This is a genomic window from Actinomycetospora aurantiaca (genome assembly GCF_037401875.1).
Taxonomy (GTDB): Bacteria; Actinomycetota; Actinomycetes; order Mycobacteriales; family Pseudonocardiaceae; genus Actinomycetospora; species Actinomycetospora aurantiaca.
Genome location: NZ_JBBEGN010000006.1, coordinates 243,210 through 268,980 on the forward strand (window position 1 = coordinate 243,210; position 25,771 = coordinate 268,980).

The 25,771-nt window shown below is 73.3% G+C and carries 25 protein-coding genes; 11 read left to right on the forward strand and 14 right to left on the reverse strand.

What is annotated here, in order from left to right; translation table 11 throughout:
* Nucleotides 1-47: 47 nt before the first annotated feature.
* The 6 genes from WCD74_RS15030 to WCD74_RS15055 form a co-directional block, all read right to left on the reverse strand.
* Nucleotides 48-1,205, reverse strand: a complete 1,158-nt coding sequence (locus tag WCD74_RS15030; RefSeq protein ID WP_337695664.1) for an acyl-CoA dehydrogenase family protein — start codon at nt 1,203-1,205, stop codon at nt 48-50.
* A gap of 22 nt (nt 1,206-1,227) precedes the next feature.
* Complete coding sequence (gene glxA / locus WCD74_RS15035; RefSeq protein WP_337695665.1) at nt 1,228-3,171, reverse strand: radical copper oxidase GlxA; 1,944 nt, start codon at nt 3,169-3,171, stop codon at nt 1,228-1,230.
* Nucleotides 3,172-3,211: 40 nt separating this feature from the next.
* Nucleotides 3,212-3,691: a hypothetical protein gene (locus tag WCD74_RS15040; protein WP_337695666.1), complete on the reverse strand. Its 480-nt coding sequence runs from the start codon at nt 3,689-3,691 to the stop codon at nt 3,212-3,214.
* A 142-nt stretch (nt 3,692-3,833) separates the two neighbouring features.
* Nucleotides 3,834-4,088 (reverse strand): DUF2630 family protein, encoded by a 255-nt coding sequence (locus WCD74_RS15045; RefSeq protein WP_337695667.1) that lies wholly within the window; start codon nt 4,086-4,088, stop codon nt 3,834-3,836.
* A 77-nt stretch (nt 4,089-4,165) separates the two neighbouring features.
* Complete coding sequence (locus WCD74_RS15050; protein ID WP_337695668.1) at nt 4,166-6,196, reverse strand: HNH endonuclease signature motif containing protein; 2,031 nt, start codon at nt 6,194-6,196, stop codon at nt 4,166-4,168.
* 110 nt (nt 6,197-6,306) lie between these two features.
* Entirely contained in the window at nt 6,307-6,735 is a 429-nt protein-coding gene (locus tag WCD74_RS15055) for a TIGR03618 family F420-dependent PPOX class oxidoreductase (protein ID WP_337695669.1), read from the reverse strand.
* 36 nt (nt 6,736-6,771) lie between these two features.
* Here WCD74_RS15055 and WCD74_RS15060 point away from each other — a divergent pair, with 36 nt between their 5' ends.
* From WCD74_RS15060 to WCD74_RS15070, 3 genes are all read left to right on the forward strand, one after another.
* Entirely contained in the window at nt 6,772-7,533 is a 762-nt protein-coding gene (locus tag WCD74_RS15060; RefSeq protein ID WP_337695670.1) for an ABC transporter permease, read from the forward strand.
* A 43-nt stretch (nt 7,534-7,576) separates the two neighbouring features.
* Entirely contained in the window at nt 7,577-7,894 is a 318-nt protein-coding gene (locus WCD74_RS15065; protein ID WP_337695671.1) for a hypothetical protein, read from the forward strand.
* Between the two features lie 348 nt (nt 7,895-8,242).
* Nucleotides 8,243-8,863: a histone-like nucleoid-structuring protein Lsr2 gene (locus tag WCD74_RS15070; RefSeq protein ID WP_337695672.1), complete on the forward strand. Its 621-nt coding sequence runs from the start codon at nt 8,243-8,245 to the stop codon at nt 8,861-8,863.
* Here the strand turns inward: WCD74_RS15070 and WCD74_RS15075 are convergent.
* The 3 genes from WCD74_RS15075 to WCD74_RS15085 form a co-directional block, all read right to left on the reverse strand.
* The gene (locus WCD74_RS15075) at nt 8,854-10,623 is read right to left on the reverse strand and encodes a CocE/NonD family hydrolase (protein ID WP_337695673.1); all 1,770 of its coding nucleotides are present in this window, start codon (nt 10,621-10,623) and stop codon (nt 8,854-8,856) included. The two genes, WCD74_RS15070 and WCD74_RS15075, sit on opposite strands and share 10 nt — an antisense overlap.
* Nucleotides 10,620-11,183, reverse strand: a complete 564-nt coding sequence (locus WCD74_RS15080; protein WP_337695674.1) for a TetR/AcrR family transcriptional regulator — start codon at nt 11,181-11,183, stop codon at nt 10,620-10,622. Before WCD74_RS15080 ends, WCD74_RS15075 begins: the two co-directional genes overlap by 4 nt.
* Nucleotides 11,184-11,335: 152 nt before the next feature.
* A complete protein-coding gene (locus tag WCD74_RS15085) occupies nt 11,336-11,626 on the reverse strand; it encodes a hypothetical protein (protein WP_337695675.1) in 291 nt (96 codons plus the stop codon).
* A 98-nt stretch (nt 11,627-11,724) separates the two neighbouring features.
* On the opposite strand from WCD74_RS15085, the gene WCD74_RS15090 reads away from it, so the two are divergent.
* The 3 genes from WCD74_RS15090 (at nt 11,725) to WCD74_RS15100 (ending at nt 15,066) form a co-directional block, all read left to right on the forward strand.
* The gene (locus WCD74_RS15090) at nt 11,725-12,867 is read left to right on the forward strand and encodes an acetyl-CoA C-acetyltransferase (protein WP_337695725.1); all 1,143 of its coding nucleotides are present in this window, start codon (nt 11,725-11,727) and stop codon (nt 12,865-12,867) included.
* Between the two features lie 289 nt (nt 12,868-13,156).
* A complete protein-coding gene (locus WCD74_RS15095) occupies nt 13,157-13,489 on the forward strand; it encodes a LysM peptidoglycan-binding domain-containing protein (protein ID WP_337695676.1) in 333 nt (110 codons plus the stop codon).
* 41 nt (nt 13,490-13,530) lie between these two features.
* Complete coding sequence (locus tag WCD74_RS15100; RefSeq protein WP_337695677.1) at nt 13,531-15,066, forward strand: CoA-acylating methylmalonate-semialdehyde dehydrogenase; 1,536 nt, start codon at nt 13,531-13,533, stop codon at nt 15,064-15,066.
* On the opposite strand, the gene WCD74_RS15105 is transcribed toward WCD74_RS15100, so the two are convergent.
* Complete coding sequence (locus WCD74_RS15105) at nt 15,038-15,646, reverse strand: DJ-1/PfpI family protein (protein ID WP_337695678.1); 609 nt, start codon at nt 15,644-15,646, stop codon at nt 15,038-15,040. The genes WCD74_RS15100 and WCD74_RS15105 overlap by 29 nt on opposite strands.
* A 115-nt stretch (nt 15,647-15,761) precedes the next feature.
* On the opposite strand from WCD74_RS15105, the gene WCD74_RS15110 reads away from it, so the two are divergent.
* Nucleotides 15,762-17,339 carry a fatty acyl-CoA synthetase gene (locus tag WCD74_RS15110; protein WP_337695679.1) on the forward strand — a complete coding sequence of 526 codons (1,578 nt, stop codon included), beginning with the start codon at nt 15,762-15,764 and terminating at the stop codon, nt 17,337-17,339.
* A gap of 9 nt (nt 17,340-17,348) precedes the next feature.
* On the opposite strand, the gene WCD74_RS15115 is transcribed toward WCD74_RS15110, so the two are convergent.
* A complete protein-coding gene (locus tag WCD74_RS15115; RefSeq protein WP_337695680.1) occupies nt 17,349-17,741 on the reverse strand; it encodes an ester cyclase in 393 nt (130 codons plus the stop codon).
* Nucleotides 17,742-17,831: 90 nt separating this feature from the next.
* Between WCD74_RS15115 and WCD74_RS15120 the strand changes: the two genes are divergently transcribed.
* A complete protein-coding gene (locus WCD74_RS15120) occupies nt 17,832-18,188 on the forward strand; it encodes a VOC family protein (RefSeq protein WP_337695681.1) in 357 nt (118 codons plus the stop codon).
* A 10-nt stretch (nt 18,189-18,198) separates the two neighbouring features.
* On the opposite strand, the gene WCD74_RS15125 is transcribed toward WCD74_RS15120, so the two are convergent.
* The 3 genes from WCD74_RS15125 to WCD74_RS15135 are packed head-to-tail and all read right to left on the reverse strand — an operon-like array spanning nt 18,199 to nt 22,369.
* The gene (locus WCD74_RS15125) at nt 18,199-20,148 is read right to left on the reverse strand and encodes an acetoacetate--CoA ligase (protein WP_337695682.1); all 1,950 of its coding nucleotides are present in this window, start codon (nt 20,146-20,148) and stop codon (nt 18,199-18,201) included.
* On the reverse strand, nt 20,145-21,341 hold the full coding sequence (locus WCD74_RS15130) for a cytochrome P450 (protein WP_337695683.1): 1,197 nt from the start codon (nt 21,339-21,341) through the stop codon (nt 20,145-20,147). Before WCD74_RS15130 ends, WCD74_RS15125 begins: the two co-directional genes overlap by 4 nt.
* A complete protein-coding gene (locus tag WCD74_RS15135; RefSeq protein ID WP_337695684.1) occupies nt 21,338-22,369 on the reverse strand; it encodes a VOC family protein in 1,032 nt (343 codons plus the stop codon). Before WCD74_RS15135 ends, WCD74_RS15130 begins: the two co-directional genes overlap by 4 nt.
* A 217-nt stretch (nt 22,370-22,586) precedes the next feature.
* On the opposite strand from WCD74_RS15135, the gene WCD74_RS15140 reads away from it, so the two are divergent.
* The 3 genes from WCD74_RS15140 (at nt 22,587) to WCD74_RS15150 (ending at nt 25,769) form a co-directional block, all read left to right on the forward strand.
* Nucleotides 22,587-23,507, forward strand: a complete 921-nt coding sequence (locus WCD74_RS15140) for a LysR family transcriptional regulator (RefSeq protein WP_337695685.1) — start codon at nt 22,587-22,589, stop codon at nt 23,505-23,507.
* A 114-nt stretch (nt 23,508-23,621) separates the two neighbouring features.
* Nucleotides 23,622-24,734 carry an FAD-dependent monooxygenase gene (locus tag WCD74_RS15145; protein ID WP_337695686.1) on the forward strand — a complete coding sequence of 371 codons (1,113 nt, stop codon included), beginning with the start codon at nt 23,622-23,624 and terminating at the stop codon, nt 24,732-24,734.
* A 15-nt stretch (nt 24,735-24,749) separates the two neighbouring features.
* The gene (locus WCD74_RS15150; protein ID WP_337695687.1) at nt 24,750-25,769 is read left to right on the forward strand and encodes an SMP-30/gluconolactonase/LRE family protein; all 1,020 of its coding nucleotides are present in this window, start codon (nt 24,750-24,752) and stop codon (nt 25,767-25,769) included.
* Nucleotides 25,770-25,771: the final 2 nt, after the last annotated feature.

The window sequence follows — 25,771 nt, forward strand, 5'->3', positions numbered from 1 at the left end:
CTCGCAACGGTGGCACACCGGTCATCGAGAAAGCAAGAGCAGTGCTCTCACTCGCTGGCCTCCGGCGGCTGGAGCCGGAAGCGCCCGACGGTGCGGTCGGTCTCGGCGGAGTAGAAGACGTGCCCGGCGACCGCGTGGAGGTCGCGGAAGCAGCGCTGCAGGGGATCGTCGAGGCGCATCGAGGAGGCGCCGGCGTGCTGGTAACAGACGTCGACCGCCGCGACGGCCGTCCGCAGCGTGTGTGCGGTCGCCATCGCGAGCCGGCCCTGGGCGCGCGGGTCCGGCTCGCCGGCCCGGACCGAGGCCCACAGCTCGGCGGCGGCGGTGTCGGCGAACACCCGTGCCGCGGCCAGCGCGGATTCCGCGCGCCCGACGGCGGCCTGCACCTCGGAGTCCTCGCCGACCGACCAGCGCGACCGGAAGCCGCGGGTCTTGCCGCGCGCACGCTCCACGAACTCGTCGACGGCCCGGCGCGCGACGCCGAGCGGGAAGGCGACGACCCCGACGTTGACCAGGTCGCCGATGCCGAAGCGGGCGTAGGGGCCGTCGTGGGCGCAGGCGGCGGTGAGACCGGCGAAGGTCCGCTCGGCGGGGACCCACACCTCGTGCACCGCGACGTCGTGGCTCCCGGTGCCGCGCAGGCCCATCGTGTCCCAGTGGTCGACCACCTCCGCCTCGTCGTCGGCGAGGAACACGACCCGCGTCTCGGGGCCCTCCGTGCCGGGGACGACGGCCCCGACCTGGTGCCACGGGGTGTGCTTCACGCCGGAGTTCCACTCCCACCGGCCCGTGACGCGGAAGCCGTCGCCGTCGGGCACCGCCGTCCCGGTCGGGGCGAACACGCAGCTCGCGCCGGCACCGGGCCGCTCGCCCAGCATCGCCCCGGCGACGGCGGGGTCGAGGCGGCCGAAGAACGACGACGCCGTCATGCCGATCAGCGCCGCCCATGCCGTGGAGGCGTCCGCGTGCGCGAGGCGCTCGATGACGTCGAGGATCACCGCAGGGTCCGCTTCCAGCCCACCGAGGGCCCGGACGCGCTGGAGCCGGAACACCCCGGCGTCCTCGAGGGTCGCCGCGAGGTCGGCCGGCAGCGTGCACGCCCGCTCGGTCTCGGCCGCGCGGGCGCGCACCTCCGGGAGCAGGGACTCCACCCGCGCACGGACGTCGTCGACGGTGGGGACGGGGCGATCGCTGACCCGGGTCACGGGCTCCATCGTGCCGACCTCCCTACGGCACCCGCACCATCTCGCCCACCGACGGGACCCCGCGGTCGTCGACCAGCACGAGCATGTAGTTGCCGACCTGCATCGTCTCGATCTCCGCCGGGAGGGTCAGCTCCAGCGCCCCCGGGCCGGCGGGGCGCGCGTCGACGGCCACCGAGAACTGGTCCACCGCGGTCACGTGCGTCGAGGACATGAGCCGCATCAGGCGCACCTTGTCGATCCGCTCCGCGTCGGGGGTCTCCACCCGCACGGTGGTGCCGCGCCGGACGGTGTCCGGCGCCGCGGTGATCTCCGGCCGCTCGCCGCCCTGGAACAGGTAGGGCGGGCTGTAGATCTCGACCCGCTGCTCGAACGTGCCCGGGATCGTGTTGCGCTCGTCGTCGAACAGCGGGTCCGAACCCGCCGTCAGGACCCGGCCGTCGGGCAGCAGGACCGCCTGCCCGTGGTAGTTGCGCCCCACGTGCGGGTCGGCCGCGTCGGCGAGCGTGCCGCCCGGCTCGGCGCCCGGCCGCAGCAGGTGGGCGTCGAGGACGTCGGAGTCGCCCTTGCCGCGGTAGTCCCGCGAGCCGTGGCTGATCAGCATCGAGTCGTCGGGCAGCGTCGTGAGGTTGGGATAGCGCACCGGGTCGGGCAGCACCGGGCCGGGGCGGAAGGCCGGGTCCGGGGCGTCCAGGTCGATCTCGTCGATGCGTCCCGTCGTCAGCGGGCTCTCCCCGATGCCGCCGCCGCCGACCACGACCATCCGCTGGTCCTGCACCGGCCCCAGCCACGCCGAGCCGCCCGTCTCGAGCAGGTTCGGGTCGCGCAGGCCCGGCACGGGGGTCAGGACGTTGGTGTCCAGGTTCCAGAAGCCGGGCAGCCGTCCGGCCTCCGCGGGGCCGTACCCGGAGTTGGTGCCGGTGTAGAAGAGCCGGTCGGGCACCTCGGTGGTGAACACCGCGGGGTAGGTCGGGAAGTACTGCGTGAGCTGCTTGTCCTCGACGAAGCGGTTCGTGCGCGGGTCGAAGTGCTCGGTCTCGCCGTTGAGCACGTTGCCGATGTTGTCCAGCCCGGAGAGCGTCAGGACGTCGCCGTTGGGCAGCGGGGTCAGCGTCGGGTACCAGCGGGCGAAGTCCATGTCGTCGACCCGGGTCCACGTCTCGGCGACCGGGTCGAAGGTGAACGCGCTCTCGGTGCCCTGGTAGTTCTGCTTGTCCAGGGTCAGGGCCTCGCCCAGGCCGTAGACGTCCTTGGCGGCGGGCCCCTGGAGACCGGTGATCGAGTACTGCAGGCCCGGCTGCAGCGTGATGCCCTGCGGTCCGGGGGCGACCGCCTCGACGAAGACGCGCTCCTCGGCGGCGGTGACGGTGGCGCCGGTGCGGGTCGCGACCTTCGCCGCCGGCGGCACCACGTTCGGCCGGATCGTGCGGTAGGCCTTGCCCTCGGGGGAGACGAACTCGGTGCCGGCCGGGATGTCGCGGGCGACGTCCGGGTTCTCGTTCTTCACCCGCATCGCCCCGCCGGCGAAGGTCACGGCGCCGTCGAGCTTCTCGTAGCGGGCGGTCCCGCCCGCGACCAGGAGCCTGCCGTCGGGAAGGAGCGTCTGACCCGCGCAGAACATGTCATCGGGGACCGGGATGACCCGTGACTGCCCGGTCGCGGGGTCGTACAGAAGGCTCTTGAGGGCCTTCGTCGCGAACATGTCCTCCTTGTTGCCGGACCCGGCGATCAGCATGACCTTGCCGCTGGGCAGGAGGGCGGAGTGGATCGCGTTGACGCGCTGGTCGACGGGGAGGTCCAGGACGTCCCACTTGCCGAACTGGCGCTGGTAGTCGAGGGAGTTGATCAGCCGCTGGTACTGCCAGTCCTGCACGTAGGCGACGGCGGGTGGCAGGTTGACGCCGAGCAGGACGGCGAGGGCGATCGCGGTGAGGACGAGAGGTCGCAGGCGGCGCGAGGAGCGCAGCACGGCACCTCCTCTCGGGGGAGGTCGGACGGGGCCCGTGCGGTCAGACGGGCACCGGCGGACCCCTCGCCCCGGCGGCGGCGACCGTGCGGCCGGCCCGGCGCTCGTCGTGACGGCCGGTCGGGGCGGCGGCGCGGGTGCGTCGCGCGAGGCCGGGGCGGTGCCACCAGCGCCGGAGCAGGACGCGGTCGGCGGTGGCGCGCAGGTCGTCGGCGAGGCGGGCGCCGCCGAGCAGGAGCAGGGCGGCGGCGAGCGCGGCCGCCCCGTGCACGCCCAGGGCGGCCACGGCGGTGACGACGTGGTGGTCCGCGGCCGCGAGCACGGCCTCGCACGCGACCTGACCCAGGATCAGGACGGCGAGCGCGGTCCACGGGCCGCGGGAGACGCGGCCGGTGCGGAGGGCGACCAGCGAGACGACCGCGCTGAGCCCGACGACGACGGTGAGGACGATGCCGGTCGGCCGGGCACCGCCGCCGAGCAGGTGGGCGGCGAGCGCCAGCGCGGTGGCCAGCGCAGCGGCCACGGGGACGCGCCGGACACTGCTGTCCGATTCGTGTCCGCTCGTCCGCACGTGGACACTCTAGGTGCTCGTTCTCGGCACCCGTGTCGCCGGTTGGCGGTGACGTGCCGGTTCGGTGTGACTGTGCGTCACACGGATCTCACATCTACTGACGGTAGCCCTCCACGGTCCCCGCGTCGCGCTCGTGCGCGTCGCCCGGGTCCGACCCGGCGTCCCGCTGGGCCTGGCGCTGCCGCTTGAGGTCGAAGAGCCGGTCGCGCTCGACCTGGAGCTCGTGCACCCGGTCGGCGTCGGCGTCGCTCAGCCCGCCGTGGGCGGCGTTGCGGATCGCGTGCTCCGCCTCGGCGTTCTCGTCGATCGCGCGGGCGAGCTCGGCATCGGTGCGGGGTTCGTCGGCCATGCCGTGAAGCATCGCGTACGTGTCCACGCCCGGCAGTCCCGACGGAGGTCGCGATCGTCGACGGGGGTCGGCCTCGGTCAGAACGGCGGCGGATCGAGGTCGATCTCCTCGTCGCGTCGTCGTCGGGCGCGTCGCCACAGGTGGCTCTGCGTATCGCGGGAGGCGTCGGTGATCAGGCCGTGGCGGTTGGGGCGTGGGGTGCCGGGTGGTGTCGGGCGGGATCGTCGGTCGTCGTCGGGGTGGCGGATCCAGGTACGGGTGACCGGAGCGGGTAGCGGGCTGTAGGGCTCGGGTTCACGGACGTGGACCCGGCCGGTGGGGGAGGTCCACTCGAAGTGCCCGGGGGCGGTCTGGAGCACGGTCCAGCCGGCGTCGTCGTCGTGTTTGAACAGGTGGTCGGCTTGGCAGAGGGCGCCGAGGTCGTCTGCGACGGTCTGTCCGCCGTCGGTGACCGCGAGGGTGTGGTCGGTGTCGCAGGCGGTGGCGTCGAGGGTGCAGCCGGGGGCGCGGCAGGTGCGGTCGCGGGCGCTGACCCAGTCGCGCAGCCGCAGCGAGGGGAACCGGTTCCCGGCTTCCGCGCGGGTGACCGCGGGGTGTTCGTGGTCGGGGCGGGCGCGTTCGCGCGCGAGGGCGCGGGCGGTGCGGCGCAGGAACCCGAGAGCGTCGCCGGGCACGGTGGGCAGGTGCTCGGGGATCGGGCCGAGCGGGCTGAGGTCGGCGAAGGGCAGCTGGTCGGTGCCGAACGCGGTGGCGAGGGTGTCCAGGTCGCGGGTGTGGGCGGTGATCTCGATGACCTGGGAGCGGCGGCGCCCACCGACCGGGGGTGGCCCGGTGGCAGGGGGCCGCACCGACAGCACGTGTTCGAGGGCGCCGGAGTCGTCGTAGAGGGCGACCCGCCAGCGGCAGTGTCGGCGGGCCCAGGCCATCGCCACGGCTTCGGGGTTGGCGATCGGGCCCTGGCCTGGCAGTTCGCCGGGGCGGCGGTCCAGGCCGAGGACGGTGCGTAGTTCCAGACGCAGCACCGTCCGCGCCCGGAACGCGACCACCGGCGCCTGGCTCTCGGCGCCGCCGGCGGTGACCGGAGTCGCTGCTCGCCCGCCGGACTGCGCGTCACTCTCGCCCGGACCCCCGCCGTCGCCGGAAGCGTCGCCGTCGGAGAGGTCCTCGGCGCCTGCAACAGGCTCCTCGGTCTCGGTCTCGGTCTCGGTCTCGCGGTCGCCGGGACCGTCACCGTCGGACCCGCGGTCGTCGGGCCTGTCGTCCGGGTCGTCGGGACCACCGTCGGGGTCGTCGGGGTCGCTGCAGGTGGGGCCGCCGTAGAGGGCGGTGACGTGCTCGACGACGTCGAGGTCGTACATCCCGGCCCCGGCCGGTCCGGTCAGGGTCAGCATCACCTCGCACTCCAGCTCCCCGACCGGCACCCGGATCCCCGCTCCCGCCAGGCGACGGTGGGCGGCGTGCGCAAGGGCGACGATCCGGTCGTGGGCGTCCTGGGCGGGGTCCTCGGGCAGGTCCAGCCCGCACAGCTCCGCAGCCCCCGACGGCGCCGAACGCAAGGTCACCCGCCGCCGCGCGACCGCCGCGGCGCGGCGCCGCTCCCACCAGTCCGGGTCGACGGCCGCCGCCACGCGGGCGACCCGCTGACGCAAGGCCGTGTACGGCAGCGTCGGGGCGGCGTCGAGGACCTGCTCGACGACCTCGCGGGCCTGCGCATCGTCCAGATCGGCGACCAGGTCGGTGATCATCGCCGCCTTGCGTTCCTCCAGGCGTCCGGTGGCCATCTCGGCCCCGAGCCGCGGCAGGCGTTCCAACACCTGGCGGGCGAACTCGATGCGGGAGGCGGCGTAGCCCTGCGACCAGCCCAGCGACTCCGCCACGACCTTCCCGGCCCGTCGACGGGTCATCACTCGCTCGGTGGTGCCGGCCTGGGCCCGGGAGCACTCCAACACGTAGCGGGCGAACTGCCAGGCCGCCACATTCAGGGCGGCGAACTGGGCGCTCATCCCCGCATCGACCGCCTCACCGGGCAGCTCGGACAGCTCCGTGGGGTCGATAGCGCGCGGCGCCTCGGACCCCACCGGGGCCTCGGAGTCCACCACCATGCTCATGATTCGAACACTAGAGCGAACCCCCGACAGTCACGGCCGGAAAGCCCAGGTCGGCAGCCACCCGGAAGATCACGAAACGGTCACGATCTCCGGGTCAGCGGCCGGACCATTCAGTTCGAGTAGACCCGGGTCGGCGTCACGAGGACGGCCGCCCGCCGCTCCCGGGCCATGGTGGCGTCGAACTCGTCCCAGTCGTCGTGCGTTCCCCCGGCGGCGGTGAAGATCGTCTGGAGCAGCGCGGGGACGTCGTCGACGCCGGGTAGCGGGTCGTCGGGGCCGGCGATCTCGACGGTCCCCTCGACCGTGCCCCACCGCCATCCCGACCGCGCCGTGACCGCGGTCCACGGCCGGCTCCGGAAATTGCCCAGCTTGGCCCGACCCGCCGTCACGAAGGCGAGGACGTCGCCCCCGGCCACGGGATGTGCCAGGACGCCTGCATTGACCAGTGACGACTGGATCGAGCCGTCGGCCCGCGCCGTCGCCACGACCACGAGACCGTGCTCCTCGGCCGCCAGGGCGCCCCACTCCGCGAGCTCCATCCGCCCATCCTGCCCGACCGCACGGCCACGTCCACCATGGTCGACGTGGCGCTCGGGGGCACGGTCGACGAGCGCCGGTGGCAGGCCGGGCCGGACCTCTGGTTGGTCCCCGCCGTCATCGTCGTCGGGCTGGCGGTGGCGTTCGGCTCGGTCTACGGCTCCCGCCTCGACTCACTGGAGCAACGCGCCCTCGACCCGGCGAACGTCGTCGGCCAGCTCGCCGAGCACCTGGAGCTGACGCTGTACTCGACGGTGCTCGTGCTGGTCGTCGCGGTGCCGCTCGGGCTGGTGCTCAGCCGTCCGCGGTTCGCCACGGTCGCGACCGCCGTCGCCGCCCTCGGCGGGTTCGCCCAGGCCCTGCCCGCGTTCGGGGTGCTGATCCTGCTCGGGTTCTGGGACTTCGGGACGCGCAGCGCGGTCCTCGGGCTGACGCTCGCCGCGCTGCTCCCGGTGCTGCGGAACACGATCGTCGGGCTGAAGGACGTCGACCCGTCTCTGGTCGAGACGGCCCGCGGGATGGGGATGTCCGCGCGCCGGACGCTGCTCGACGTCGAGATCCCGCTCGCGATGCCGGTCGTCGTGGCCGGGGTGCGGGTCGCGCTGGTGCTCAACGTCGGCACCGCCACCCTCGCCTCGTACATCGGCGCCGGCGGCCTCGGTGCGCTGGTGCAGCAGGCGCTGCTGCTCAACCGCATCTCCGTGCTTGTCGTCGCCGGGTCGCTCGTCGCCGCGCTCGCGCTGCTGGTGGACTGGCTCGCCGGCCTCGCGGAACGCCTCATCGCGGCTCGGACCGGGTGATCGCGGACCGGACCTGTCCGCCATTTCCGCCACGCTCGTCGCCATGCCGATCTCGACGTTCCTCGCCGCCGACCGCGCGATCGAGCGGGTGATCTCCTCCGTTCCCGACGACGGGTGGGGCGTGGTCCTCGAGCCCGTCTTCGCCTCCGACCCCCTCGGGCGCCGCCCGCTGCGGGAGGCCGTCGCGCACATCGCGCGGGACGAGGCGTGGGTCCCGTCGCAGCTCGCGGGGGAGACGATGGCCGAGGCGGGGGAGCCGGAGATCGGCGCGTTCCCGGACCTGGCAGCGCGGGCGCGGGCGGCGGCCGAGCGCGTGGACGACCTCGCCGGCACCGTGCACTGCTCGTTCGGGGACTGCTAGGTCGAGGAGTACCTGTGGCAGCTCGTCGTCGCGCGCACGCTCGGCGCGGAGGCCCTGGCCCGGGCGCTGGGGACGCCCTCGCCGCTCGACGACGAGCTGGCCGCCGCGGTGCTCGTCGGGCTCGGGCCGCGCGCGGAGCTGTGGCGTCAGGTCGGGATCCTCCTGCCCGCCGGGGAGTCGGACTCGCCGTCGCCCCGCGATCGCCTGCTGGCGATCTGTGGCCTGTGACCTGGGCGATTCTCGCGGCGGGGACGCCGGGTACCTGGTAGGACATCGCCCCGAGGAACAGGCCCGAGGGGGACCGGCGTCCCGACACCACACGCCCAGGCCACCCCGAGGAGCGCAGGAATGGCCACCAGGACGACGGTCACGCTGGTCGACGACATCGACGGCAGCACCGCCGACGAGACCGTCGGCTTCGGTCTCGACGGCGCGTCGTACGAGATCGACCTGACCACCGCGCACGCGGGCGACCTGCGGTCCACGCTTGAGCCCTACCTCGCGGCGGCCCGGCGGACCGGGGGACGTCGCGCGGCGCCGGAGCCGGCTCCCGGCCGCACGCCGGCCTCGTCGAACTCGTCCTCGCGCGAGCGGAACCAGGAGATCCGGGCCTGGGCCGACGAGCACGGCGCCTCGCTGTCGGCGCGGGGTCGCCTCCCCGCGTACGTGATCCAGGCCTTCGAGGCGGGCGATGCGTCCCTGCTCGCCCGCCCGACGTCCGAGCCGGAGGCGAGCGCCGTCGAGAGCCAGCCGGAGTCAGCCACCGAGACCGTCTCCGAGACCGCCACCGACACCGGGACCGACACCGACACCGACGAGCAGCCCCGCGGCCGTGACGGCCTGACCGCCCCCGAGCGCGAGACGATCCGCGCCTGGGCGGTCGACGAGGGCATCGAGGTCAAGCCGCGCGGCCAGCTCAAGAAGGACCTCATCGCGAACTACAACGCGTGGGCGGCCCGTCAGGGCTGAGGCACGCGCGTGACCTCGAGCCGGCTCTCCCCGCCGAGGTGCACGGTGTTGCGGCACAGGTAGGGCGGGACCGGCAGGTCGAACTGCACGTAGCCCTGGCTCGGGCCCTCGATGAGCAGGTCGGTCCGGCTGCCGAGCTCGAGGCGCAACCGCTCGCCCGCCCGCAGGTGCACTGGGCCCGGGGTGAGGCTGAACCGCAGCACGACCGGCTCGCCCGGCGTCAGGGGTTCCCGGCGCCCGGGGTCGATCGCGATCTCGACCGCGGTGCTACGGGCCGTGTCCTCGGTGCGCGCGACGGGCCGGACGGCGCCCATCGACAGCAGATGTGAGGCGCCGGCCGCATCGACTCGGGACAGCCGCGCGAGCACGTAGGAGTCGATCTCGGTGCAGCTGAAGCTCAGGTGGGCGGTGACCGGGCCCGCGAGGTGGGTCTCCTCGGTGACCGGGAGCTCGAAACGGAGCAGCTGGTTGGCCAGCTGGTCCATCCCGCCGAGCACGGGGACCCCGCGGGGCACGGCGGCCCACGAGTTCGACCCGGCGGGTGCGGCCTCCGTCGTCAGGCGGTGGGTCTCGTGGTCCGCGCCGCTCGAGGCGAGCTGCAGGTGCACGACCTCGCCGTCCGGCGGTGGGAACGCGGCCGCCGTCGCGTACCCGTCGTCGCCGTCGACCCAGTAGCGGACCCGCGGCTGGGCGTCGTACCCGTTCTCGACCCCGCGCAGGACGTGGTCGAAGAACGCGAGCGCCTCGCCCTCCCACGCGTACACCGGCAGGTCGTACTCGGGCGGACCGAGGATCAGCCACCGCCGGTCGGCCGGGGTGCCGGCGTGCTCGGCGAGGTCGTAGCTGCCGAACTGGTGGAGGTTGAGGTAGCCGAGGTTCTGCACGACCGCGAACGGCACCTCGATCTCGCCCAGGACCGGCGCCGACCCCACCGGCATCGTCGAGGACTCGCGCGTCTTCTCGTCGAACATCCACCGGGCGTAGATCTCGCGCACGAACTCGACCGGGGTCGCCGCCATGAACCGCTCGAAGAGGGTGTCGACGTTGCGGTGCACCATCTTCTCGAGCAGCGGGTGCAGCGGGCCGTTGGTGACCCGGCTGATCAGCGCGCGCCGGTTCGGCGGCATCGTCTGGCGGTAGCGGGCCTCGGTGAAGTTCGCGCCCATCCAGAGCGCGAGGAAGAACGCCGACGGCACGCTGCCGAAGAGCTGCAGGTGCCGGACGAAGTCGGTGCAGATCTCGTTCGCGAAGAACGCCTTGAGCGCGGGCGGGCGGCGGGCCGCGACCAACGGCTGGGTCATGCCGTAGTACGAGGTGCCGAACAGGACGACCTCGCCGTTGCACCACGGCTGCCCCGCGGCCCAGGCGATGACCTTCTCGTGGTCGTCGACGTCCTGCGGGTCGAAGAACATGACCTGCTCGCCGGTCGAGCGCCCCATGCCCCGTCGTTCGACGATCACCGGGCAGAACCCGCGGTCGGTGAACACGGGAGGCGAGCCGATCTCGTTGGAGCCGGTCGGCACCCCCGCGGTGTGCCACTCGGTGTTGTAGCCGCCGAAGGACACGACCGCCGGGTACCGCCCCGGGGTGGCGGGCGTGTAGACGTCGGCGTTGAGCGTGACGCCGTCGGCCACGGGCACGGACTGACCGGCGAGCACGCGGTTGCCGAGGCCCTCCATGGCGACGGTGCGCGGGGTCCAGCCGGCGTACTGCGGTCCTGCGGTCGAGGGCTTGAGCGGGATGCGGACGCGGGTGGTCATGGTCGGGCCTCTCGGAGCGGGTTCGTGACGGCGAGTCCGTGCAGCACCGCGGTGAGGGCGGCCTCGGCGCGCGGGCGGAACGCCTCCCCTCCCTGGGCGAGCGCGAGCACGGCGATGCCGGTGGAGGTGGACTGCAGGACGTCCAGGGCGGCCGGGGTGATCTCGGCGCCGGACGCGCCGAGGAGGGAGGCGGCCAGCGGGATGAGGCCCCGGCCGAGCTCGACCATCGCGAGCCGCACGTCGGGGACGACGTCGGCGCTCTGGGTGAGGGCGAGCAGCACACGGGTCTGCTCGGGGGCGACCAGGACCGCGGCGAGGGCGGCGACCTTCGCCCCGGCGGTCGGCGCCGTGCCGACGGGCCCGAGGGCGACGAGGCGCTGCCGCACCGCCTCGTGGGCGACGGCGACGAGCAGCTCGTCGCGGGTCGGGAAGTAGTAGGTCAGGTGGCTCTGGCGCAGCCCGGTCCGGCGGGCCACGCGGGGCTGGGTGAACGCGGTGAGCCCGGACTCGCGGATGACGGCGAGCGCCGCCTCCACGATCTCGTCCCGACGGCCGGTCATCTCACGCTCCTCGTTGGTAGACCAACCAAGGAGACGCAGGGGCGGGCGCCGTCGTCAAGGTGAACCTCGGCCCGTGCCCGCCCGATCACGCAGGAGTACCGGGCGGGCCCGGCTGTCGCGCTCAACCGGGCCGTGCGCGTCCGACAGGACGATCAGTGGGCGGCGGGCGCCGGCTCCCAGCGGCGCAGCGCCTCGTAGGCGAGGCCGGCGGCGATCAGGCCGGGTGCCTCGACCAGGCCCGTGACGGCCAGCGCCGCTCCGGCCAGGTAGACCGGCAGCCGCCGGGTGGGCAGGACGCCCCGCACGGTCCGCACGGACCCGGTGACCACCTCCCCGACCTGGTCGGCGAAGGTCGGCTGCGGCGCGGCGGCGGGGGTGGCGGGACTCGCCACCGGCACGAGCTCGGTGGACGTCGTGTCCGGGGTCTTCTTGTTCTTGGCCATCTCACGACGTCACGCCGTGATCATCGCGCTGCGCTGGCGTGCGCCCGGCCCTTCCGTCGAGACTGGGGCCGTCCGTGACCACGCCCGTGGGAGGCACCGTGCCCGAGGCCTACATCGTCGACGCCGTCCGCTCGCCGGTCGGGACCCGGAAGGGCAAGCTCGCCGACGTCCACCCCGCCGACCTCGGGGCGCACGCGTTGACGGCCCTGATGGAGCGGACGGGGGTCGACCCGGGGGCCGTCGAGGACGTGCTCATGGGGTGCGTGACGCAGCTCGGTCCGCAGGCGGGGGTCATCGGCCGGACGGCGTGGCTGTCGGCGGGCCTGCCCGAGCACGTGCCCGGCACCACGATCAACCGCGCCTGCGGGTCGTCGCAGCAGGCGCTGCACTTCGCGGCGCAGGCGATCATGTCCGGCACGCAGGACCTGGTGGTCGCGGCCGGCGTGGAGAACATGGCAATCGTCCCGATCGACGCGAACGCCGCAGTCCTGGAGCGGATGGGCACCCGCCGCGAGGGCGAGAAGTGGATTCAGCGCTACGGCGAGCAGGAGATCAGCCAGTTCCGCGGCGCCCAGCTGATCGCGGAGAAGTGGGGCATCAGCCGCGAGCGGATGGAGGAGTTCGCGGTCGAGTCGCACCGGCGCGCCGCGGCCGCCACCGACGAGGGCCGCTTCGCCGGGCAGATCGCCCCGCTGAACCACCTCGACCGCGACGAGGGCATCCGCCCCTCGGTCGACCTGGAGAAGATGGCCTCCCTCCCACCGCTGCGCGAGGGCTACGCGCTGACGGCGGCGGTGTCGTCGCAGGTGTCGGTCGGGTCCGCCGCGATGCTGATCGCGTCCGAGGAGGCCATGCGCACGCACGACCTCGAGCCGATCGCCAAGGTCTCGACCATGGCCGTGGTGGGGGAGGACCCGGTGCTGATGCTGACCGGCCCGATCCCGGCGACCCGCTCGGTGCTCAAGAAGGCGGGTCTCGGCATCGACGACATCGACCTCTTCGAGTGCAACGAGGCGTTCGCCTCCGTCGTGCTCGCCTGGGCCGAGGAGACCGGCGCCCCGCTGGAGCGCACCAACGTCAACGGCGGCGCGATCGCCATGGGCCACCCGCTCGGCGCCACCGGCGCGGTGCTCGCGACGAAGCTCGTGCACGAGCTGCAGCGCACCGGGGGCACCCGCGGGCTGCAGACGATGTGCGAGGGCGGCGGGCAGTCGAACGCGACGATCATCGAGCGGGTGTAGGCCTCACGCCTCCGTACGAGCGGGCCGTTCATCACGAAAGATCGTGATGAACGGCCCGTTCGTGCCTCAGCGGTCGGCGATGATCACCACTCCGGCGAGGTCCCATGCCGGCGGATCTCCGCAAGATCCCGTCGGGCCGCGCGGACCGATCGGTCCTCGCCCCATTCCGCGCGGCGCAACGAGATCTTGCCGGGCGGCACTCGGCGACGGCACCAACCGTCTGCGCCGATCCGCCCAAGCTCGCTGATCGGCCTCGCACGGCGCGCGGCCATCGCTGAAGATCCGAGGCGTGCGGGTGGCGAGAGTGGTCGGCCTGGTGGTCCTCGTCGTCCTGCTCGTCGCCGTCATCTCCGAGCCCACGAGCTCGGCGGGCACCGCGCGGGCCGGTGGCCGTGCCCTCGGTGCGGTGGGCACGAGCCTCGGCGAGTTCGTGTCGTCCCTGTCGATCGGATCGTCCGCGACGCCCGGGCGCGAGGATGCTGCGGTGTACACCGTGCGCCCGGGGGACACTCTGTCGAGCATCGCTGCCACGCAGGGGGTACCCGTCGAGACCCTGGCCGCGCGGAACGACGTCGTGGACCCGGACCTCATCCGTCCCGGGCGACGCCTGGTCGTCCGCTGACCGCTCGACGACCGGTCGGATCACCGAGGGAGACCACACCCATGACGACGCTCGAGGACACCGAGACCACTGCGGCTTCCGGCGAGGTCGTCGAGCTCACCCACTGGATCGGCGGGGCGGCGACGCCCGGCGGCAGCGGGAACTTCGGTGACGTGACCGACCCGGCGACGGGCCGGGTGACGAAGCGGGTCCCCCTCGCCTCGGCCGGGGAGGTCGTCGACGCGATCGGCCGCGCGAGGAACGCGTTCGGCCCCTGGCGGGACACCTCCCTGACGAAGCGCACGCAGATTCTGTTCCGGTTCCGGGAGCTGCTCAACGCTAGGTCCGGCGAGCTCGCGGAGCTGATCACCGCCGAGCACGGCAAGGTCCTCTCCGACGCCGCCGGTGAGGTCGCCCGCGGCCAGGAGGTCGTGGAGTTCGCGTGCGGCATGCCGCACCTGCTCAAGGGTGGTGCCACCGAGAACGCCTCCGCCGGGGTCGACGTGCACTCGGTGCGCCAGCCGCTCGGCGTCGTCGGGATCATCTCGCCGTTCAACTTCCCGGCCATGGTGCCGATGTGGTTCTTCCCGATCGCCATCGCCGCCGGCAACACCGTCGTGCTCAAGCCGAGCGAGAAGGTCCCGTCGGCGGCGTTGTGGATGGCGGAGCTGTGGCGGGAGGCCGGGCTGCCCGAGGGCGTCTTCAACGTCGTCCACGGCGACGCGGTGGCCGTGGACGGCCTGCTGACCAGCCCCGACGTCAAGGCCATCAGCTTCGTCGGGTCGACCCCGATCGCGCGGTACGTCTACGAGACCGGCACCGCGCACGGCAAGCGCGTCCAGGCGCTCGGCGGCGCGAAGAACCACATGGTCGTGCTGCCCGACGCCGACCTCGACCTGGCCGCCGACCAGGCCGTCAACGCCGGGTTCGGCTCGGCCGGCGAACGATGCATGTCGATCTCGGCGCTGGTCGCGGTCGGCGGGATCGCCGACGAGCTCGTGGACAAGGTCCGGACCCGCGCGGAGGGCCTGCGCACCGGGGACGGTCGCCGCTCGTGCGACATGGGGCCGCTGGTGACGAGGGCCGCGCAGCAACGCGTCTCGGGCTACGTCGACGCCGGGGAGCGCGAGGGCGCGACCGTCGTGGTCGACGGGCGGCAGGGCGAGTTCGACGCCGACGGGCACGGCTTCTTCGTCGGCCCGACCCTGCTCGACCACGTCGGCACCGACATGAGCGTCTACACCGACGAGATCTTCGGGCCGGTCCTGAGCGTCGTCCGGGTCGACACCTACGACGAGGCCGTCGACCTGGTCAACGCCAACCCCTACGGCAACGGGACCGCGATCTTCACCAACGACGGCGGGGCCGCGCGGCGGTTCCAGAACGAGGTCGAGGTCGGGATGATCGGCGTGAACGTCCCGGTCCCGGTGCCGATGGCCTACTACTCCTTCGGCGGCTGGAAGAACTCGCTCTTCGGCGACACCCACGCCCACGGCACCGAGGGGGTGCACTTCTTCACGCGCGGCAAGGTCGTGACGACGCGGTGGCCGGACCCGTCGCACGGCGGGCTCAACCTGGGGTTCCCGCAGAACGGCTGAGCTCGACCTGCGGCGGATAGACCATGTGCGCCGCCACGGCGCGCGCGGTGTCCGGGTCGACCTCCCGGGCGATCAGGTGCAGGGCGAGGTCGATGCCGGAGGTGACCCCGCCGCCCGTCACCAGATCGCCGTCGTCGACCACCCGCTCCTCGCGCCGGACGAGCGCGCCCGACTCCTCGAGCGCGTCCATCGCGCTCGGGTGCGTGACGGCGGGTCGGCCGGCGGTCAGGCCCGCGGCCGCCAGGATCATCGCGCCGGTGCAGACCGACGCCACGATCGTGCCCCGCTCGGCGAGCTCCACGAGGCGGCGGGGGAGCACGCCGCGGTCGGCCGCCGCCCGCGCGCCGGTCCCCTCGACGAACCAGCCGCCGCCCGGGACGACGACGAGGTCGGGCTCACCCAGCACCTCGGAGACGCTCATGACGACGCCGTGGGCGCTCGTCACCGTGCCTGGCTCATCCACTCCGACCAGCGTCGACGTCCATCCGTCGAGCCGCTTGGACGCGTGCGAGAACACCTCGTGCGGCCCGAACGCGTCCAGGTCGTCGAAGCCGTCGAACACCACGATCTCGATCCGCATGGCACCGACCCTGCCCCGACCCGCCGTCGGGAACGAGTGGCCGGGACGCCATGGTTCGCCAGGATCGTGCCACGATCGTTGTCCGACGGCGCACAGACGCCCGAGGATGACTCCCGTGAGCGATCTCGGGTCGTACCTGCCGTCCTACACGCCCGACCTCGCCCGGGCGCGCCGCCAGACGATCGGCACCCTGCTCTCCCGTACGGCGGGCAAGGTCGGGGGCCGGACCGCGATCGTCCACCGGCAGACGCGGCGGACGTTCGCCGAGCTCGACGCGGACGCGAACCGGGTCGCGAACGCCCTGCTCGCGCGGGGTGTGGCCCGGGGCGACCGCGTGGCGATCTTCTCGCACAACTCCTACGCGTTCGTCGTCGCCTACTTCGCGCTCGCCCGCGCAGGAGCGATCTCGGTGCCCGTGAACTTCAACTTCACCGCCGGGGAGGTGCGCTACGTCCTCGAGGACAGTGCCGCGAGCGGCGCGGTCGTCGAGGAGGCGCTGGCCGACACGTTCGAGGCCGCGGGCGTCGGGATCGGCCTGCGGGTGGTGGTGGGCGGGCGCGCCGGCTGGACGGGCTTCGACGAGCTGCTCGCGCACCCCGACCCGACGGAGCCCGACGTCGAGGTCGGGGACGACGAGCCGGTGCAGCTGCTCTACACCAGCGGCACCACCTCGGCGCCGAAGGGCGCGATCATGACGAACCGGAACCTGATCGCCCAGTACCTCAGCGACATCGTCGACGGCGAGTACCACCGCGACGACGTGGAGCTGCACGCCCTGCCGCTGTACCACTGCGCCGCGCTGCACGACTTCCTGACGCCGGACGTGTACCTGGGCGCGACCAGCATCATCGTCGACTCGCCGGACCCGGCGACGATCCTCTCGACGGTCGCGGCCGAGCGGGTCACGAAGATGTTCTGCCCGCCGACGGTGTGGATCCGGCTGCTGCGCTCGCCGGAGTTCGACCGCCACGACCTGTCGTCGCTGCGCAAGGGCTACTACGGCGCGGCGATCATGCCGGTCCCGGTGCTGCGGGAACTGGGCGAGCGGCTGCCCGACATCCGGTTGTTCAACTACTACGGCCAGACCGAGCTGGCCCCGAACGCGACCGTGCTGTTCCCCGACGAGCAGATCACGAAGGCGGGCACGGCGGGGCGGGCGAGCCTGAACGTCGAGACCCGGCTGCACGACGAGAACGACCAGCCGGTGCCGGTGGGGGAGATCGGCGAGATCGTGCACCGCACGCCGCACGCGATGCGCGGCTACTGGGGCAAGCCGGAGGCCACCGCCGAGGTCTTCCGGGGCGGCTGGTTCCACAGCGGGGACCTGGGACGGATGGACGCCGACGGTTACCTGACGATCGTCGACCGCACCAAGGACCTGATCATCACCGGCGGCGAGAACGTCGCGAGCCGCGAGGTGGAGGACGCGATCTACGCCCATCCGGCGGTCAGCGAGGTCGCCGTCTTCGGGGTCGCGCACCCGGAGTGGATCGAGGCGGTCGCGGCCGCGGTGGTGCTCCGCGACGGGGCCACCGCGGAGCCGGCGGAGATCGTCGCGCACACCCGGGAGCGCCTCGCCGGGTTCAAGGCGCCCAAGTACGTCGTCGTGGTCGACGAGCTCCCGAAGAACCCCAGCGGGAAGATCCTCAAGCGCGAGCTGCGGTCGACCTACGCCGACCTGGCCGGCGGCTGAGACGAGCCCTCAGGAGAGCTGTGCGCGGATCGCGGCGTCGTCGAGGAGCGACCAGACCTGCGCGATGGTCCCGCCGCGGTACCGGTAGAAGACGTGCTCGGTGAAGGAGATCGCCCTCCCGGTCGGCGGGAGCCCGCGGAACTCCCGGACCGGTGTGCACTCGAACCCGAGGATCGCGCCGACGGTGTCGCCCGTCGCGACGAGGAGCCGCACGTCGAAGACCAGGTCCGGGACCGTCCCGACGTCGTTCTCCAGCATCGCCCGGTAGCCGCCGAGCCCCAGCCGGACACCGTTGTGGAGGACGTCCTCGCCGACGTGGGCGCCCAGGTCGTCGAAGCGCCGGGCGTTGAGGCAGCCGAGGTAGTCCCGGTAGCGCTGCTCGAGGTCGCTCGTCCCACCCATCGGCGCGATTGAACCGTTTCCCCGACGACCGCGCTCGGGTAGGCGCGCACGACCTCGACCCGTCCCGGGTCGATCGACGAGGAGGTTCGTGTGGCGATCGGTATCGCGACGGTGTGGGTCCCGGTGAACGACATGAAGCGCGCGGTGACGTTCTACCGCGACGTGCTCGAGCTGCGCCTGACCAGCGAGGGCGACCAGTGGACCGAGTTCGACGCCAACGGGTTGACGATCGGGCTCAACGCGTACGAGAACGCCCAGGTCGCCGACGAGGGCGGCGCCGTGATCACGTTCCAGCCGGAGGGGACGCTCGAGGAGGCACGGGACACGATCCGGTCCCGCGGGGCGGACGTCCAGGACGACATCAGCGACCACTCGTGGGGACGGATCCTCCCGTTCCGCGACACCGAGGGCAACGACCTGCAGTTCTACACCCCGCCGGCGGGCTGAGCGGGCCCGATCACCGCGCGAAGCGGGCGAACGACGCGAGCACGTCCGGGTCGTCGACGGCGTCGCGGCCGGCGACCCGGTCGAGCGACGCGCCCTGGAGCAGCCGCTTGACCGGGACCTCGAGCTTCTTCCCGGTGCGCGTGTGCGGGATCGCGGCGACGGCGAGGACGTCGTCGGGGACGTGCCGGGGGGACGCCTGCGTGCGGATCGCGTCCGTGATCCGGCGTCGGAGCGCTCCGCCGTCGGCGTCGAGGTCGACGCCCGGCTCGAGCACCACGAACAGCGGCATCCAGTAGCCGCCGTCGTCGAGCTCCGCGCCGATCACGAGGGCCTCCCGCACCTCGGGCAGTGCCTCGACGACGGCGTAGAGGTCGGCGCTGCCCAGGCGCACCCCGTGGCGGTTCAGCGTGGAGTCGGAGCGGCCGGAGACGACGACCGAACCGCGGGCGGTGATCCGCACCCAGTCGCCGTGGCGCCAGACGCCCGGGAACACCGAGAAGTAGGCGTCGCGGTACCGCTCGCCGTCGGGGTCGTCGACGAACCGGAGCGGCATCGAGGGCATCGGCCGGGTGACCACCAGCTCGCCGACCTCGTCGACGACCGGCCGGCCCTCGGCGTCCCACGCCTCGAGCGCGACCCCGAGCAGCGGCGCGGAGATCTCGCCCGGCCACACCGGGGTGGTGGGCGCGCTGCCGGCGAAGCCGGAGACGACGTCGGTGCCCCCGGTGCTCGACGCGAGCTGGATCGCGGCGCCGATGTGGTCGTGCACCCAGTGGTAGGAGCTCGCGGGCAGCGGTGAGCCGGTGCAGCCCAGGACTCGCAGGGCGCCGAGGTCGTGGCTGCGACCGGGTTCGAGGCCCGCCTTCGCGCTCGCGAGGAGGTAGCCGGGGCTGACGCCGAGGAGCGCGACCCGGTGCGCGGCGGCCAGGGTCCAGAGCCGTCCCGCGTCGGGGTGGGCGGGGCTGCCGTCGTAGAGGACGACGGTGGCGCCGACGAGCAGGCCGGAGACCTGGACGTTCCACATCATCCAGTTCGGGGTGGTGTACCAGAGGAACCGGTCGCGCTCGTGCAGGTCGAGGTGCAGGCCCAGGAGCTTGAGGTGGTCCAGCAGCACCCCGCCGTGGCCGTGGACGATGCCCTTCGGGACGCCGGTGGTGCCCGAGGAGAACAGCACCCACAGCGGGGCGTCGAACGCCACCCGCGCGAAGGTCGGCTCGGCCGGCGCGGCGAGGGCCTCGTCCCAGCCCACGGTGCCCGGCGGCACGCCCAGCCCCGCGTGCTCCACGCCGACCGAGTGGCGCAGGGTCGGCAGCGCGGCGCGCAGCGCCTCGACCTCGTCGCGACGGTCGTGCACCCGCCCGTTCCACCGGTAGCCGTCGGCGGTGACCAGCACGACCGGCTCGAGCTGGGCGAAGCGGGCCACCGCGCCCGCCGCGGCGTAGTCCTGGCCGCAGACCGACCAGACGGCGCCGAGGCTCGCGCAGGCGAGGAAGGCGACGAGGGCGTGGGTGCCGTTCGGCAGGTACCCCACCACCCGGTCCCCGGCGACGACGCCGTGCCCGCGCAGCCACCCGGCGAAGGCGCCGACCTCGGCGCGGAGCTCGCCGCGGGTGCGGGTGGTGGTCGTGCCGTCCTCGGTCTCGGCGACGACGACGAGCTCGTGGCCGTCGCCACGCAGCGCGTGCTCGGCGTAGTTCAGCGCGACGTCGGGGAACCAGCGCGCGCCGGGCATCGCGTCGTCGACGAGGACGCGGCTCCGGTCGCCGTCGACCTGCACGTCGAAGAGGTCGAGCACCGCCGTCCAGAAATCCGCGAGGTGCTCCACCGACCAGCGCTGCAGCGCGTCGTAGCCGTCGAGGTCGACGCCGTGCCGCCCGGCGACGAGGTGGGCGAGCGCCGTGAGGCGGGCGTCCTGCACGGCCGCCTCGTCCGGGACCCAGATCGGGTCGACGTCCGTCACGACGGTGCGAGGGCCAGCGGGAGGTGCTCGAACCCGCGCAGCATCCGGTTGTCCTTGCGCCGTGCCACGCCGGCCGGGCGAATCTCCGCCACGGACGACACCAGCTTCTCGAGGACGACGCGCCCGATCATCCGGGCGACCGGCGCGCCCAGGCAGAAGTGGACCCCGCGGCCGAAGGCGAGGTGCTCGTTGGGTGTGCGGTCGATCAGGAAGCGGTCCGGGTCCGGGAACTGCCGCGGGTCGCGGTTCGCGCTGCCGAAGGCGACCATCACGCGGGCACCGGGTGGGACGGCGACCCCGGCGACGGTGGTCTCGGTGGTGGTGACCCGGAAGAACCCGGGCTGCACCGGCGACTCGAACCGCAGCGACTCCTCGACCGCGCCCGACGCGAGGTCCGGCCGCTCCCGCAGCCGCCGCCACTGGTCGGGGTGGGTCGCCAGCGCGTGCAGGAGGTTGCCGAGCATGTTGACGGTCGTGTCCATCGCCGCGACGAGGATGCCGCCGAGCAGCGAGACGACCTCACCCTGTGCGAGCTCGTCCCGCTCGCCCGCCCGGACGATGCGATCGGCCCAGCCCCCGGCGACGTACTCGCCGTCGGCCGCGATCTGTCCGACGAGGCCGAAGAGCCCGCCGATGGCCTCCCCGAGCACCGACGACTCCCCGCCGGCCGGGCACCCCATCGAGTCGAAGATCGTTGATGCCCACCGGCAGTACTCGTTCCGGTGCCGGTCGGGATAGCCCATCAGCTCGGCCATCACCGTCGTCGGCACGGGCTGGGCGACGTGGCTGACCCAGTCGATCTCGCCCTCGGCCAGCGCGACCTCGAGGGCGCGGCCCACGAGCTCGCGGACCCGCGGTTCGAGCTGACCGATGGCCTTCGGGGTGAAGTCCCGGGCAACGGCGCGGCGCACGCGCGTGTGCTCGGGTGGATCCGTCGACAGGATCACCCCGCCCTCCTCCGGCGTCGCGACCGGCTCGAGGCCGGCGCCCTGCGCGGAGGAGAACGTCTCCCAGTCCTTCAGGACGGCCGCGACGTCGTCGTAGCGGGAGACCAGCCAGACGCCGTAGCGGTCGAGGTGCGCGCACGGCGCCTCGTCCCGGAGCGCGGCGAGCGCGGGGTACGGGTCGGCCCGTTGCTCGGGGGCGAACGGGTCGAAGGTTGACCACGTCGGGGATGCCGAGGTCGTGGTCACGACGCCTCCACCTCCGGCGTCCGGGCCGCCCACGGGTTGGTCAGCTCCTCGTGCAGCTGCGGGGAGACGCCGTCCTCGGTGCCCGCCATCCCGGTCGCGGCCGGGAACGCCTCCATCATCGAGTCGGGCATGTGCCAGTTGCGGAAGAAGTCGTTCGACCCCTCCGACGGCCGCCACGTTCGGGCCCGCCAGTCCGGGACGTAGTTGCGGTAGCCCCCGGAGTTCAGCTCGACGCGCAGGCCGCTCGGCTCGCGGAAGTAGAGGAAGTGCTGCTCGCCGATGCCGTGCACCGACGGTCCGTACTCGATCGGCGTGCCGTGCTCGAGGAGGAGGTCCGCCGTCCGGACGAGGTCCTCGGGATGATCGGCCCAGAAGGCGATGTGGTGGACGCGCCCCGCGGTCGCAGACGTGTCGACGACGATGCCGAGGTCGTGGGACTTCTCGTTCGTGGTCAGGACCGAGAAGACCGTGACCGGGGCGTCCTCGAGGTCGGTGAAGGCCATGACCCGGAAGCCGAGGACCTCGGAGTACCACTGCGCGAAGCCGCGGACGTCGGAGGCCGCGATCGTCACGTGGTCGAGGAAGCGCGGCGCGGCGGCGTGGCTGCTGCGTCGTTCGGGGCGGTCCGGGTAGACCGACGTGTAGCCGTCCTCCGCCTCGAACGGCGGGACGTCCCAGACCAGGCCCATCCGGTGCCCGAAGGGGCCGACGAATGTGTACGTCCGCCCCTGGGCGGGCAGGTCCTCGCGCCACTCCCCCGTGACGCCGCCCGCCTCCACCCGCGCGACGGCCTCGTCGAGGGCTTCGGCGCTGTCGGTCCGCCACGTCATGGTCGCGAGGCCGGCGTCGGGCCCCGGGGACACGACCAGGCTGTGGCGGTAGTGGTCACCCCAGCACCGCAGGTGGACCTTGCCGTCGGCCCGGTCGATCACGCGCAGTCCGAAGCGCTCCACGTAGAACGCGACCGACGATTCCACGTCGGGGCTCGTGATCTCGAGCGAGAGCAGGTGACTCAGCAGGCGGGCCATGAACGTTCCTCCCGGTGTGCGGGTCCCGGCGGAATCGTCCGGCCGGTCCGTCGGGAAGGGACGCTAAATCGCGGCACAGTTCCGCGGAACCGTCGCCGCGTCGATGGCTGCCATCGTCGCGATCGATGGTGAGAGGCCGCCCCATCGATCGACGACATCGATGGACGGCGGCCCGGACGAGGTAGTGTCCTGGCTCCCCGGAGAGAGTGGGCCGACGATGGACCGCGACTCGTTGCTCCAGCACCTGGACCTGAACCTGCTGGTCGCCTTCGACGTCCTGATCGACGAGTGCAGCGTGACCCGGGCGGCGGAGCGGCTCTCGGTGGGGCAGCCGGCGATGAGCGCGTCGCTCGCGCGGATGCGCAAGTTCTTCGGTGACCCGCTCCTGGTCCGCGACGGGCGCACCCTGCGGCCGACCTCGACCGCGCTGGAGCTCGTCGCGCCCATCAGGGACGCGCTGGACACCATCGAGTCGACGGTGCGCGCCACCCGGGACTTCGACCCGCGGACCGATCGCCGCACGTTCACGCTGATGGCCAGCGACTTCGTGCTCCTGGTCCTGCTGCGCCCGCTCCTGGCCGAGCTCGAGCAGGAGGCGCCGAACCTGCGCCTCACCGTCCGGCCGACGACGCCGGACGCGGGCGAGCGGCTGGCACGCGACGAACTCGACCTGCTCGTGCTGCCGACCGAGCTCCTGGGGCGGGGCGCCGAGCTGCGGTCCGCCCCGCTGTTCACCGAGCGCCTGCTCATCACGATCGACCGCGACCACCCCGACATCGGGGAGACGATCACCGAGCAGCAGTTCCGGGAGCTGCCCTACCTCGCCTACGAGGGCCGCCCCGGGACCACCATCAGCGACCTCCGGCTCCGGCGGCTGGGGATCGATCGCCACGTCGACGTCGCCACCCAGAGCTTCGTCATCCAGCCCCTGATGCTGCCGGGCACCCGCATGGTGGCCCTGCTGCACGAGCGGCTCGTCGCGCACTTCGCGCCCACCCTGCCGGTCCGGGTGCTCGACCCGCCCTTCGACGTCCCGCCGCTGACCGAGGCGATGTTCTGGTCCCCCCGCACGGACGCCGATCCCGCGCACCGCTGGCTGCGCGACCGCGTGCGGCACGCCGCGGCGGCCCTGGACTGACGAGGCATCGATCGCGTCGATGCCACGCATCGACATCCGTCGCTACCTGCCTGCCGTCCGTCGCCCCTAGCGTCGGGGTTCGACAGCCGACTGCACCGGCGCGGAGGAGGCATCGTGACGAACGCACTGGTCGTCGGGGGCGGGGTCGGCGGGCTCGCCGCCGCGACCGCCCTCGCAACTCGTGGAATCGACGTCGAACTGACCGAACGCGAATCGGAGATTCACGCCCTCGGCAGCGGGATCACGTTGATCGGCGCCGCGCTGCGGGCGCTGGAACGGCTCGGGCTCTACGAGCAGTGCGTCGCGCAGGGCTTCGTCATGAACGATTTCGAGCTGTTCGACCCGGCCGGTCACCCCCTGACGCGCTTCCCGCTGCCGAAGGCGGTCGGGACGGACCACCCCGGCATGGTGGGGATGATGCGGCCGCAGCTGCACCGGATCCTGCTCGACGCCGCGAAGGCACGCGGGGTCGCGATCCGGACGGGGGCCGCCGTCGTCGGGGTCGGGTCCGGGGCGGACTCGGCCTCGGTCACGTTCGAGGACGGGCGCACGGCCCGGTACGACCTGGTGGTCGGTGCGGACGGACTCCGCTCGACGGTGCGCGAGGCCGTCCTCGGACCCGTCGACGTGCGCGACCTCGGTCAGGGCATCTTCCGGGTGGTGCTGCCCCGCCCGGAGGAGCTGACCACCGAGTGCCAGCTCGTGGGCGACCCGGAGACGACCGTCGGGTTCACGCCCACCGGGCCGGAGAGCATGTACATGTACGTGCTGTTCGCGGTCGACGAGAGCTACCGGCCGGCGGACATGCCGTCCGCCGTCCGCGACCGGCTCGCGCCGTTCGGCGGATTCGGCGCCACGGCGCGCGCGGCCGTCGACGAGTCCACCCCGATCCACTACACCCGGTTCGAGAACCTGCTCGTCCCCGCGCCGTGGCACCGGGGCCGGGTCCTCGTCCTCGGCGACGCCGCGCACGCCACGACCCCGCACCTCGCGGCCGGGGCCGCGATGTGCCTGGAGGACGCGGTGGCCCTCGGCGAGGAACTCGCCGGGGCGGCGGACCTCGACGAGGGGCTGCACCGCTTCGCCGCGCGGCGGTTCGACCGCTGTCGCTACGTGGTCGAGACGTCCGCGCAGATCAGTTGGTGGGAGACCCACCCGGACACGCCCGGCGCCGACCACGCCGGCCTCATGGGCGAGGCCCTGCACCGCCTCGCCGAGCCGTTCTGACGGGAGGAGCAGATCGTGGGCACCAGGAACCCCCTCCTCGACTGGGAGTTCGACCCGGACGCCGTCCGCCTCGTCGGGAAGGATCTGCAGCGGCCGGAGTGCATCCTGGCCGAGCGCGACGGCACGCTCTGGACCGCCGACGCCCGTGGCGGTGTCGTGCGCATCCACCCCGACGGCACCCAGGACCTCGTCGTGGCCCGCCCTGCCGAGGGCTTCGACACCGAGCACGACCTGGCGGGGAGCCTCCTCGAGGGCACGCTGCCCAACGGGCTCGCCTTCACCGACGACGGCGACATCCTGATCGCCAACTTCGGCACCGACGCGCTCGAGACCATGGACCGGGCCGGGAACGTCCGCACCCTGCACAACACCATCGACGGGCGGCCGCTCGGCAAGGTCAACTTCGTGCTGCGCGACCGTCGCGGGCGCACCTGGATCACGGTGTCGACCATGGTGAACCCCTGGAGCGACGCCATCGGCCGGCACGTGGCCGACGGCTACGTCGCCCTGCTCGACGACCGCGGGCTGCGCGTCGTTGCCGACGGCTTCGCCTTCACCAACGAGATCCGCTTCGACGCCGACGAGCAGTGGCTCTACGTCGCCGAGACCACCGCTAAGCGCGTGTCGCGACTCCGGATCGCCGACGACGGCTCGGTGCTCGAACGGGAGGTCTTCGGGCCGTCCTCGCTCGGGGACGGGCTCGTCGACGGCATCACCTTCGACGCCGTCGGCAACCTCTGGGCGACGATGATCTTCGCCGACCGTCTGGTCGCCCTCACGCCGCAGGGCGAGCTGCTGGAGCTGTTCAACGACGGCGACGCGGCGGCGACCGCGCGGTTCGAGGAGGAGTTCGCCGCGGGCGGTCCGGTCGCCTTCGAGACCCTGTCCCGCACCGGCGGCACGCTCGCCCCGTGGTTGGCCAGCGTCACCTTCGGTGGCCCGCGCCTGGACCGGGTCCTGCTCGGGAGCCTGCGCGGGACCACCCTGCCGTCCTTCCCCTCACCGGTCCCGGGGCTGCCCCCGGTGCACTGGTAGAC

What these genes read in the sequence shown, in the direction of transcription:
- WCD74_RS15045 (WP_337695667.1), bottom strand. Translation starts at nt 4,088, where the DNA reads ATGGCCGACGAACCCCGCACCGATGCCGAGCTCGCCCGCGCGATCGAC.
- WCD74_RS15050 (WP_337695668.1), bottom strand. Translation starts at nt 6,196, where the DNA reads ATGAGCATGGTGGTGGACTCCGAGGCCCCGGTGGGGTCCGAGGCGCCG.
- WCD74_RS15055 (WP_337695669.1), bottom strand. Translation starts at nt 6,735, where the DNA reads ATGGAGCTCGCGGAGTGGGGCGCCCTGGCGGCCGAGGAGCACGGTCTC.
- WCD74_RS15060 (WP_337695670.1), top strand. Translation starts at nt 6,772, where the DNA reads ATGGTCGACGTGGCGCTCGGGGGCACGGTCGACGAGCGCCGGTGGCAG.
- WCD74_RS15065 (WP_337695671.1), top strand. Translation starts at nt 7,577, where the DNA reads ATGCCGATCTCGACGTTCCTCGCCGCCGACCGCGCGATCGAGCGGGTG.
- WCD74_RS15070 (WP_337695672.1), top strand. Translation starts at nt 8,243, where the DNA reads ATGGCCACCAGGACGACGGTCACGCTGGTCGACGACATCGACGGCAGC.
- WCD74_RS15075 (WP_337695673.1), bottom strand. Translation starts at nt 10,623, where the DNA reads ATGACCACCCGCGTCCGCATCCCGCTCAAGCCCTCGACCGCAGGACCG.
- WCD74_RS15080 (WP_337695674.1), bottom strand. Translation starts at nt 11,183, where the DNA reads ATGACCGGCCGTCGGGACGAGATCGTGGAGGCGGCGCTCGCCGTCATC.
- WCD74_RS15085 (WP_337695675.1), bottom strand. Translation starts at nt 11,626, where the DNA reads ATGGCCAAGAACAAGAAGACCCCGGACACGACGTCCACCGAGCTCGTG.
- WCD74_RS15100 (WP_337695677.1), top strand. Translation starts at nt 13,531, where the DNA reads ATGACGACGCTCGAGGACACCGAGACCACTGCGGCTTCCGGCGAGGTC.
- WCD74_RS15105 (WP_337695678.1), bottom strand. Translation starts at nt 15,646, where the DNA reads ATGCGGATCGAGATCGTGGTGTTCGACGGCTTCGACGACCTGGACGCG.
- WCD74_RS15115 (WP_337695680.1), bottom strand. Translation starts at nt 17,741, where the DNA reads ATGGGTGGGACGAGCGACCTCGAGCAGCGCTACCGGGACTACCTCGGC.
- WCD74_RS15135 (WP_337695684.1), bottom strand. Translation starts at nt 22,369, where the DNA reads ATGGCCCGCCTGCTGAGTCACCTGCTCTCGCTCGAGATCACGAGCCCC.
- WCD74_RS15140 (WP_337695685.1), top strand. Translation starts at nt 22,587, where the DNA reads ATGGACCGCGACTCGTTGCTCCAGCACCTGGACCTGAACCTGCTGGTC.